Below are 5,053 nucleotides of genomic sequence, written 5' to 3' on the forward strand. Positions count from 1 at the left end.
TCCCGATGATGATGGGTTGGGGCCCGTACGGACCCATCGAGATGGGCGGCATGTTTTCGGTCGTGAAGGTGCGGGACGGTATCGACGCGGACGATTACTCCGATCCCGGCTGGTACGAGAACCCTCCGGGCGAGATGGCCTACGAATGGACTGGCGAATTACCCGACTTTGCCTCCAACAACAGCCCCAAGACCATTCTCACACCGAAACCAACCTCGAAGGGCTGAGCGGCCCTTCGTCATCTCCAACCAAACCAACCTACAGGACAATAAAATGAGAAATCTTCTTTTGACGACAAGCTTCGCGATCGCGCTATCAGCACCGGCCTTTGCTGCAGGTACACACGACGGCGGACATGGGGAGACCAAGCCAGCCGCAATGATGGTCGGCATGCCGGGTGACGCCGCCAAGGTTGACCGCACAATCGACGTCACTTTGCTCGAAAACGATGAGGGCCAGATGCTGATCGAGAGTGAGCCGATGGATATCAAAGAGGGCGAAACCATCCGCTTCAACATCACCAACAAGGGCGAGCTGGAGCATGAATTTGTCCTCGACACGGTAGAGCGTAATGCCGAGCATAAGATCGAAATGGCCAAGATGGACATGGAACATGACGATCCGAACCGTATCCGTCTCGATGCGGGCGCTTCGGGCGAGGTTGTCTGGACTTTCGCAAATTCTGGCACATTCGAAGCGGCATGCTTGATCGCCGGCCACTACGAATCCGGCATGCACCGTGAGGTCGCAGTAGGTGACCAGATGGCTCAGGCTGACGTGGAATACACGAGCGGCACCATCAAGAAAATCGACGCCAAGGCCGGCAAGGTTACAATCATCCACGGGCCGTTGGTCACGCTCGACATGCCCGCCATGACCATGGTGTTTCGCGCGGACGAGACGATGATCGCGAACATGTCGGAAGGTCAGGACATCGAATTCGTCGCTGACCGGGTCAAGGGCAAACTCACTGTCACACAGATCAAGTGATGAAAATCCATGGGGCCAGGGCAAACGCCTTGGCCCCATGGATTTGAGGCTTGGCCCGAGCAAGCAAGAAGATCCCAAAAAATCAAGCGCTACGGAGGTAGCCGAGCATGAAAAATTACCTGAGAACCTGCACCATCGCCCTTGCGCTTGTCCTTCCGGCTTTTTCAGTGGGCGCTTCCAGTGGCAAGGGCCAGCAGCCTCACGCGCGAGCCTTCGAAGTGCCTGGCCATGATCCGATCGGGAAACCCGGTGATGGCTCCTCAATCGACACGACGATTGAATTGTCCATCAGGGAGACAGAAAGCGGCTACATGCTTTTCGAGCCGGACGCACTCCACATCGAGAGCGGTTCAGTTGTCCGCTTTTTGATCAGCAATCTGGGCGGACTGGATCACGAGTTTTTTCTCGGCTCCTTTGACGAGGTTGCAGAACACCAGCAGTGGATGCGCGAACACCCCGATATGCAACATGACAACGCCAATTCAGTTTCTATCCCTAGTGGACAAAATGCCGAATTGATCTGGGAGTTCTCCGATATGACCAACCTGGAGTTCGTATGCTTGATTCCCGGCCACCGGGAAGCGGGCATGTGGGGCGTCATCATCGTGCACGATCACCTTGCGCCGAAATCCAAGGGTTAGACATTTTCAATGTCACTCTTGGACAGGTATCACCTGCTTGTACACGACGTAGCTGCCGCCTTTGGGTACGACTACAACGATGTCACGCCAGACTGGGTGCACCCGTTCATTCATCTCATACTGGTCTTGGCGCCTGCGCTGCTGATCACCGTTGGCTCATATCTTGCTATTCGCGGCATTCTGAAGCTTTGGAAGTACCGCAGCACGCCTGCGATCCACCCAGAGCCCATACGAGGGCTCGAAGGAAGTCTTTTCAGCACCGTCTTGCGCTATTCGAGAAGGCAGCAGGCGTTGATGATCGTGGTTAGCCTCATCGCGATGCCTATTCTCTATCTGACCCTGGAACTGCCAAAACAGATCGTGAACAACGCTCTGGATTCCGACCGTTTCCCGATCGTCGTTCTGGGACGAGACCTCGATCAGGTCGTTTTCCTCATACTTCTTTGCGGTCTCTATCTTCTGGCGATCATCCTGAATGGGTTAAACAAATATGGCCTAAACGTCTTCAAAGGGTATGTCGCGGAGCGTTTTCTGCGGCGCTTCCGCCTGCTGGTCTATCGGCAATGGCGCAGCGATCCAGACTCCGGAAACCAAAGCGAGATCGTCCCTATTCTCGCACAGGAAGTCGAGCCCATCGGTGGCTTCGCGGCGGACGTCCTTACGCTGCCAATCCTGCAAGGCGGTACGCTTTTGACGATCCTGTTTTTCATGTTCGTTCAGGACCCTGTCTTGGGTGCCGCAGCACTGACCGTACTGCCGATTCAGCTTGTGCTGCTGCCCAAGCTGCAACGCCGGGTCAACGCGCTTTCGCGCACCAGGATCAAGGAAGTCCGACAGCTTGGCAGGCAGCTCAGCGATCAATTGCGCCAACGGCAGGTCAATTCGGCCGGGCTGCTGCCAGTGAGTGCAAGTTTTAGAGAGCTTGAGCACGTGCGCAGGAAGATTTTCCGTCTGAAGTTCTTCATCAAGGCCCTCAACAATTTTCTGACCGCGCTAACACCGTTCTTGTTCTATTCTCTAGGCGGATACTTCGTCATCGAAGGTCGCATTACACTCGGCGCGCTGGTGGCCGTCCTGGCAGCACACAAGGACTTCTCGGCACCGCTGAAAGAGCTCTTCAGTTACTATCAGACGCTGGAAGACACGCGGATCCGGTACCAGGAAATCACGACCTTTTTCACTGGATCGATTCAGCGATCGGGGAAAGCTCGGGCAGACGATCACAAGCCGGAAGAGGTCCGCGAATTCGAGGAAGCTACACTGAGATACCCGGCTTTGTCTGTGAAGAGACAGGGGGCGATCGCAACATCATGAAGGAGTCCGATAGAATGAGATGGGCCGCGATATTTTTTGCTCTGGTCGCCATTGCTGCGGCGGGATGGTATTTCAAGCAGCAAACAGACTCCCAAACGGGCACCCGGACGGAGGAGGGCAGGGTGCTCCCTGCAGGTGCGCTTGCAACTGTCAAGCTGCCAAGCAGCTTGACCGAGCAGGAGCAAATTGGCGCAAGTGCTTATGATGCGGTCTGTGCCGCCTGCCACGGCCTGAATGGACAGGGTCAGGATGGCGTCGCTCCACCGCTCGTACACAAGATCTATGAGCCGAGCCATCACGGCGACATGGCGTTTGTCCTCGCGGCTCAAAATGGAGTTCGGGCGCATCATTGGAAATTTGGTAACATGCCAGCGGTTGAAGGCGTGACGCGATCAGATATTCTCGATATCGTGTCTTACATTCGTGCATTGCAGCGTGCCAACGGGATATATTGAGCCGTTTCGACGGTCAAAAGGGTGGAATTGGTTCGCGGGTAACTACCATTCTGTTCGCTGCGACATGGCGACAACTGTTGGGGAAAATTCTCTAGATGAGTAAGTGTCTCGCTGCATCGATCCTGATCCTTGCTGCATTTTTCGGATCTTCCACCGCAACTCATGCCGAGGAAACCGGCCTCTTTAGATTGACCGACCGCGCAGCACCGGTCGGCATCGGCGCCCGTGAACCATCACTTGCAACCTTGCCGGATGGCCGGATCATATTGAGCTGGACAGAAGAAAAAGGAGCCGAATCTGAAGTTCGCATGGCCATCCTCGATGGCAGTGAGTGGTCGGACGCTCGCACAATTCATAAATCGTCAAAGATTTACATCAACTGGGCCGATTTTCCATCGGTAGCGGTGCTGGCTGATGGCGGCCTGGCGGCACAATGGCTTAAACTGAATGGGGAGGGTGATTACCAATATGACGTCAATATCGCTTTTTCTAAAGATGAAGGCAGAAGCTGGACGGAACCGCTTGTTCCCCATGATGACAGATCACAACGCGAGCACGGTTTTGTTTCGTTGGTTCCCGATCAGTTTGGCGGGTTGACGGCGCTGTGGCTGGATGGCCGGGAGTATGACAGTCAAACAGAAGGCGAAAACTTCGAGAATGCGATGCAGCTGCGCGCACGACAGATCAACTCTGACGGAACGATGAAGCCAGAAAGCCTGTTGGACGCGCGCGCTTGTACTTGTTGTCAGACGTCCGCAGCGCGGACCGCTTCGGGCGATATCGTGGTGGTCTATCGTGATCGAACCGCCGATGAAATCCGCGACATTTCGATTGTTCGATCTACCGGAGGGGACTGGACGCAACCCCTCACTGTTCACGACGACGGATGGGAAATTGCCGGCTGCCCCGTAAATGGCCCAGCCGTTGATACGATGGACGACAAGGTGTCCGTTATCTGGTTCACTGCAGCTGAGAATAAACCGGAGGTTCATATCGCGTTTTCGGACGATGGCGGTGCGCAGTTTGACGAACCGCTCCGCATTGACCTCGGCACAGCCGCGGGACGGGTGGACGTCCTGCAAATGCCGGATGGAAGCGCATTGGCGCTCTGGGTTGAATATGTGGGCGGCGGTGAAGCGATCGTCATGTGCCACATATCGCGAAGTACCGGATGCGCAGCGCCTCAGGCGCTCCATATCAATCGGGGCGGCGGATCGATCGGTTTTCCCCGAATGGCGCGCGGAGACGCCGGTGCGTTTGTGGCTTGGACGCAGCCGACCGGCGGCGCGGATGGGGACACTACAATCCGCATGGTCGAAGTCGCGGTAACTCCATAGGTTTCGAGCATACAGCTCAATATCCTACTGCTTGCTTGACGCCGTTGCCCTTATTCTGCGGCCTGCCCGAGGGCCAAATCAGGCACTGAACCGGCTTGCTTCAGGTTCCACCCTTTGATGATGGCATAAACCGCCGGAATGACGATCAGGGTCAGCAAGGTTGACGACACCATTCCCCCGATCATGGGCACTGCAATGCGCTGCATGATCTCGGACCCGGTGCCATGCGCCCAAAGGATCGGCATCAGGCCGGCCATGATTGCGACAGCTGTCATCATCTTGGGGCGCACGCGGTCTACTGCACCCACCATGATCG

Annotated in this window: 6 protein-coding genes and 1 pseudogene; 6 read left to right on the top strand and 1 reads right to left on the bottom strand. The window is 55.9% G+C overall.

Going from position 1 to position 5,053, the window contains the following annotated elements:
* From BFV97_RS17675 to BFV97_RS17700, 6 genes and pseudogenes are all read left to right on the top strand, one after another.
* A pseudogene (locus BFV97_RS17675) lies at nucleotides 1-227 on the top strand (copper oxidase); the annotation flags it as partial.
* 46 nt (nucleotides 228-273) lie between these two features.
* Entirely contained in the window at nucleotides 274-990 is a 717-nt protein-coding gene (locus BFV97_RS17680) for a copper-binding protein (protein WP_045685165.1), read from the top strand.
* A gap of 107 nt (nucleotides 991-1,097) precedes the next feature.
* Entirely contained in the window at nucleotides 1,098-1,631 is a 534-nt protein-coding gene (locus tag BFV97_RS17685) for a cupredoxin domain-containing protein (RefSeq protein WP_069301701.1), read from the top strand.
* A 9-nt stretch (nucleotides 1,632-1,640) separates the two neighbouring features.
* On the top strand, nucleotides 1,641-2,945 hold the full coding sequence (locus tag BFV97_RS17690; protein WP_069301702.1) for an ABC transporter transmembrane domain-containing protein: 1,305 nt from the start codon (nucleotides 1,641-1,643) through the stop codon (nucleotides 2,943-2,945).
* A 14-nt stretch (nucleotides 2,946-2,959) separates the two neighbouring features.
* Nucleotides 2,960-3,400 (top strand): c-type cytochrome, encoded by a 441-nt coding sequence (locus BFV97_RS17695; RefSeq protein WP_245667818.1) that lies wholly within the window; start codon nucleotides 2,960-2,962, stop codon nucleotides 3,398-3,400.
* A 95-nt stretch (nucleotides 3,401-3,495) separates the two neighbouring features.
* On the top strand, nucleotides 3,496-4,737 hold the full coding sequence (locus BFV97_RS17700; RefSeq protein ID WP_069301704.1) for a sialidase family protein: 1,242 nt from the start codon (nucleotides 3,496-3,498) through the stop codon (nucleotides 4,735-4,737).
* Nucleotides 4,738-4,787: 50 nt separating this feature from the next.
* Here the strand turns inward: BFV97_RS17700 and BFV97_RS17705 are convergent.
* Nucleotides 4,788-5,053: efflux RND transporter permease subunit (locus BFV97_RS17705; RefSeq protein WP_157888367.1), on the bottom strand; the 266-nt coding region annotated here is incomplete at its 5' end.

Source organism: Neptunicoccus sediminis (genome assembly GCF_001719615.1).
Classification (GTDB): domain Bacteria; phylum Pseudomonadota; class Alphaproteobacteria; order Rhodobacterales; family Rhodobacteraceae; genus Amylibacter; species Amylibacter sediminis.

Coding starts and splice junctions, on each gene's coding strand:
- BFV97_RS17680 (WP_045685165.1), top strand. CDS start 274: ATGAGAAATCTTCTTTTGACGACAAGCTTCGCGATCGCGCTATCAGCA.
- BFV97_RS17685 (WP_069301701.1), top strand. CDS start 1,098: ATGAAAAATTACCTGAGAACCTGCACCATCGCCCTTGCGCTTGTCCTT.
- BFV97_RS17690 (WP_069301702.1), top strand. CDS start 1,641: ATGTCACTCTTGGACAGGTATCACCTGCTTGTACACGACGTAGCTGCC.
- BFV97_RS17695 (WP_245667818.1), top strand. CDS start 2,960: ATGAGATGGGCCGCGATATTTTTTGCTCTGGTCGCCATTGCTGCGGCG.
- BFV97_RS17700 (WP_069301704.1), top strand. CDS start 3,496: ATGAGTAAGTGTCTCGCTGCATCGATCCTGATCCTTGCTGCATTTTTC.